3 protein-coding genes are annotated in these 2,623 nt (G+C 66.1%); 1 reads left to right on the top strand and 2 read right to left on the bottom strand.

Annotated features, from left to right (window positions below; translation table 11 throughout):
- Window positions 1-177: 177 nt before the first annotated feature.
- Window positions 178-660: a transcription elongation factor GreA gene (greA, locus tag MJ797_RS10395; protein ID WP_239309250.1), complete on the bottom strand. Its 483-nt coding sequence runs from the start codon at window positions 658-660 to the stop codon at window positions 178-180.
- 374 nt (window positions 661-1,034) lie between these two features.
- Entirely contained in the window at window positions 1,035-1,385 is a 351-nt protein-coding gene (locus MJ797_RS10390; RefSeq protein WP_239334110.1) for a DUF4307 domain-containing protein, read from the bottom strand.
- 130 nt (window positions 1,386-1,515) lie between these two features.
- On the opposite strand from MJ797_RS10390, the gene mca reads away from it, so the two are divergent.
- Complete coding sequence (gene mca / locus MJ797_RS10385) at window positions 1,516-2,412, top strand: mycothiol conjugate amidase Mca (protein ID WP_239334109.1); 897 nt, start codon at window positions 1,516-1,518, stop codon at window positions 2,410-2,412.
- The last annotated feature ends 211 nt before the right edge of the window (window positions 2,413-2,623 follow it).

Raw genomic sequence — 2,623 nt, 5'->3', positions numbered from 1 at the left:
GGTCCGGGGAAGCCGGCGGTGTGCTGGTCCGGATGGCGGGCGGGGCTGGCTGCGTCCCGGGCCGTGCGATCATGGCGTTGGGCGGCGGGCGAGACAAGATGGCAGAGACACCCAGGCCGTCAAGGACACGGTCGCACGGCCGGAAGCCCGGAGCGGACCAGCGGAGATACGTGGAGATCAGCGGTGGTAAGGCGCCACCGAGACGATCGCGACCCGGGCCGGGCGGCCGTTGGGCAAGGTGTAGGTCACGGTGTCACCTGCCTTGTGGCCGGCAACCGCTCCACCGAGCGGTGACTGCGCCGAGTACACCTCAAGTGATGTGCTGTGATCCTCGCGGGATCCGATCAGGAACTTCTCGGTGTCGTCGTCCCCGGGGAAGCGGACCTCGACCACAGTGCCCGGACCTGCCGCGCCGTTGAACTGCGGAGCTTCACCGACTCGCGCGTCACGCAGCAGATCGGTGAGCTGCCGGATGCGCGACTCCATCTTGCCCTGTTCTTCCTTGGCCGCGTGGTAGCCGCCGTTCTCCTTGAGGTCGCCCTCCTCGCGAGCAGCTTCGATCTTGTTGGCGATCTCGACACGACCGGTCCCGGTGAGGTGGTCGAGCTCCCCGCGGAGCCGGTCGTACGCCTCCTGGGTCAGCCACGTCTGCTGCGACACGCGTCACGCTCCTTACGTTGCCTGGGGCCGCCGGCCGCGCGAGCCAGAACCATGATCTCTGCTCTGCCGGTCGCCGGTATCTCGATGGGCCGCACGCATATGACCGGATCATGACGAGTTCGGCTGTATCTCGTTCGGTCCATCGTTGGGTCGGAATTGTCTATTTGATGGTAAAGATTGATAGGAAGATGGAGCTTGTCGGAACTGAGGATGGTTGGGTCAGGGTTGGAAGTACGGGCGGGGGCAAACGCCCAGCCTAACAGTTGACGATCCCAGCTGGGAAACTCCGCGTGGGCAAGCGTCATTGCTCGCCGTACGCGACGAATCAGGGCACGGCTGTGCCCTGATTGCGCGTCAGCATTCCCGTGCGGTTGTCAGCCGGCGCGGGTGATCTGACAGTCCTCGACCTCGACCACGTTCGCCTCCTGGGATGTGGTCAGTGTGACCTTTACGGTCGTGACCCGTTGACCGTTTGTAGCCGGACCGACGACGATGTCGGTGCGCCGGCCGACGATCTGGTTATCCCGGGAGCGTGCGCGGACAGTGCATTGTGCCACGGCGTTGGGTGACTTTTCCACATCGAACGTCAGCTGCGCCTGTGTCCCACTGATCCGGAAGGCGCGGGTGGCGTAGTCGAGCCGATCCGGCCGGCCCTGGACCCACCCGGCACCGACCGCCGCGAGCATGACGACGAGGAGCGCCGCCAGCAGAAACCAGGGAGCCACTCTCATTCCACCAAGCCACGGGATATCGAGCCAGCGCAGCGGGAAGCGAGGCGCGCGCGGCCCTCCCGGCTGGGAGGGCCGCGGTGGCTCGGTCGGCGAGGTCGCTGGAGGCATCGGGGACAATGGTGGCATGTCTGAGGCGACCAGCGGGGATGGCCTGCGACTCATGGCGGTGCACGCCCACCCCGACGACGAGTCCAGCAAGGGCGCGGCGAGCATGGCCCGTTACGTTCATGAGGGCGTCGAGGTACTCGTGGTGACCTGCACGGGTGGTGAGGCGGGCACCGTGCTGAATCCCGATCTTGATCGACCGGAGGTCCACGCGCGCCTGCCAGAGCTGCGGCGGGCCGAGATGGAGCACGCGCGCCGTATTCTTGGAGTCCAACAGGTCTGGCTGGGCTTCCACGACTCCGGTCTGCCAACGGGCGACCCACCGCCGCCGCTGCCGGAAGGATGCTTCGCGCTCGTGCCGCTGGCTGACGCGGCCAGGCCGCTGATCAAACTGATACGGGAGTTCCGGCCGCAGGTTGTGGTCACCTATGATGAGAACGGCGGTTATCCTCATCCCGATCACATCATGAACCACAAGATCACGATTGAGGCGTTCGAAGCCGCGGGCGACTCGCGGCGTTATCCGGAGGTCGGCGATGGCGCCGGTCTGTCGCCTTGGCAGCCCTTCAAACTTTACTATCACCAAACGTTCCACAAGGCGCGCCTGCTTGCCCTGCACGACGCCATGGTCGCCAGTGGGCGCGAATCGCCTTATGCCGACAGCCTGCTGAAGTGGGTAGACCGTGCGGGTGACTCCGGTCGGATCACCACCAGGGTGCCGTGCGGAGACTTCTTCGAGACCCGTGACCGCGCGCTGCTGGCCCACGCGACCCAGGTGGACCCGAACGGGCCGTGGTTCCGTATCCCGCTCGAGATCCAGCGCGAGGCATGGCCGACCGAGGATTACCAGCTCGCCCGATCGTTGATCGAAGTGGGCACGTTGCCCGAGAGCGACCTGTTCAACGGGATCCGCTGACCAGCCTGACCGGGCCGACCGCATCGGGCGGCGGTGCCGGTCAACGCTTGGGCCGCCGTTGTGACCGGCCCGAGCCGAGACGGCCCGAGACCGGGGCACGGCCGCGGGCCATCGGTCGTTGCTGGTGACAGGATGTTCTCTCATTGCGGCATCCAGCTCCGCACATACGAACGCACGGCTCATATGGCAAAGAGTGCCCGGCAATAGGGGC

Origin of the sequence: Protofrankia sp. CiP3 (assembly GCF_917627345.1) — a bacterium.
Taxonomy (GTDB): Bacteria; Actinomycetota; Actinomycetes; order Frankiales; family Frankiaceae; genus Protofrankia.
This window is presented reverse-complemented; position numbering and strand designations above follow the sequence as displayed.